The sequence below is a fragment of the Polynucleobacter sp. 39-46-10 genome (assembly GCF_002282275.1).
Genome location: NZ_NCJB01000246.1, coordinates 3,737 through 5,177, shown reverse-complemented (window position 1 = coordinate 5,177; position 1,441 = coordinate 3,737). Strand labels below are relative to the sequence as shown.

The 1,441-nt window shown below is 47.6% G+C and carries 2 protein-coding genes; both read right to left on the bottom strand.

Translation table 11 applies throughout. From position 1 onward, the window contains the following. Positions 1–4 precede the first annotated feature (4 nt). Complete coding sequence (locus B7X71_RS13630) at positions 5–1,243, bottom strand: MFS transporter (protein ID WP_293601024.1); 1,239 nt, start codon at positions 1,241–1,243, stop codon at positions 5–7. A gap of 48 nt (positions 1,244–1,291) precedes the next feature. Further along, positions 1,292–1,441, bottom strand: a 150-nt coding sequence (locus B7X71_RS13625; RefSeq protein WP_293601025.1) for a hypothetical protein, incomplete at its 5' end; no start/stop codon positions are given.

The window sequence follows — 1,441 nt, the reverse complement described above, 5'->3', positions numbered from 1 at the left end:
GTATCTAGGTGGTTTTTGGACTGCTGATGGCAGCAACCTTAAATCCAGTCAAGATAATCATGAGCTGCAGAAAAGCTACGCCCACAAAAAGCAATTTGGGCAAACCGATATCTAGGAAGATTCCGAAGATTAGTGGGCTCATTGCCGCACCGAGATCGATCCCCGAATACACGATGCCGTATACCCGACCCGACGAACCAGACGGCGTTGCAGAACGAATCATTAAATCACGTGATGGGGCAGCGATACCTAGACCCAAGCCAATGACAATGAAGGCGATCACGATTAGCTCGATTGGTATCAAGCCTGTTGCTAATAAAAGCCCCATGACTATATTTACAGTGAAGCAAATCGTAATAATGCGTTCAGGCACTTTTAATTTGCTAGCCAGATAGCCACCTAAAAGCATTCCTCCAGCGCCACCCATAGACATGAGCGTGAGATAGTAATTGCCATTGCTTACCGCTATCTCATAAATTTTAAAAAGGGCTGTAGGCGCGAATGATTGCAGGCCGGTAGTTGCAGCCATACTGAAGAAAAAGAAAATCCAACAAAGCCAGACAACAGGTAGCTTCAGAAAGCCAAAGGTACTCATTGGTGCACCGCCAGGATTCTTTTGGGCATGGCTCGCCTGAGATTCTTCTCGTCTTGCGCGGACGTCGTCAATTAAGCGCGCCCTACCCAGCCACAGAGTCAGCAAGATCAGGGCCTCGACTACTGCAGCAGATAAAAAGGCGATACGCCAATCAGCAACACTAGCAATTGCCACCATGAAAGCTGGAGCTGCGGCCCAACCAATATACCCTGTTACGCCATGAATGGAATAAGCGTAAGGCAAATTCGGAGGTGATATTTTGTGGTTGATCAGCGTGTAATCGACCGGATGAAAGATGCCATTACCGCAACCGGCAATCACTGCACCTAGGACCAACATGGCATAGCCATTACTTTGAGAATATGTGAGCGCGGCTAATGCCAGTAAACCCACTCCAGCAAATAAAACAGGCCGAGCCCCGATGCGATCAACTAAAAATCCAGATGCTGCTTGAACGATGCAGGAGACCACAAAAAAGATAGTCATGAGCAAACCTAGCTCTGCATAGTTAAAGCCAAACTCCGCCTTCAACCATGGGAACATGGGTGGCAAAATTAAATGGAAGAAATGGGAGCTGCCGTGAGCCAGGCTAATAAGACCAACAACCCGGACATCACTGGCGCGCCTCATTACTAGGGCGTCAGTCATGTTCCGAGTTTACTGGCACAGGAAAATTCCTGCTGAAATACAGCGGTATTACTTGCTAAAGCTGAAATCGCCGTTCTTATCGACACCTACAGGAACTGTGTCCTTAGGGCCAAACTTGCCTTCTAAGATCATCTTGGACACTGGGTTCTCGATATATTGCTGAATCGCACGCTTCAATGGTCTAGCTCCAAATACAAA

Bases quoted from the DNA above. Each gene is read 5' to 3' on its own strand.
- B7X71_RS13630 (WP_293601024.1), bottom strand. From the start codon at position 1,243: ATGACTGACGCCCTAGTAATGAGGCGCGCCAGTGATGTCCGGGTTGTT.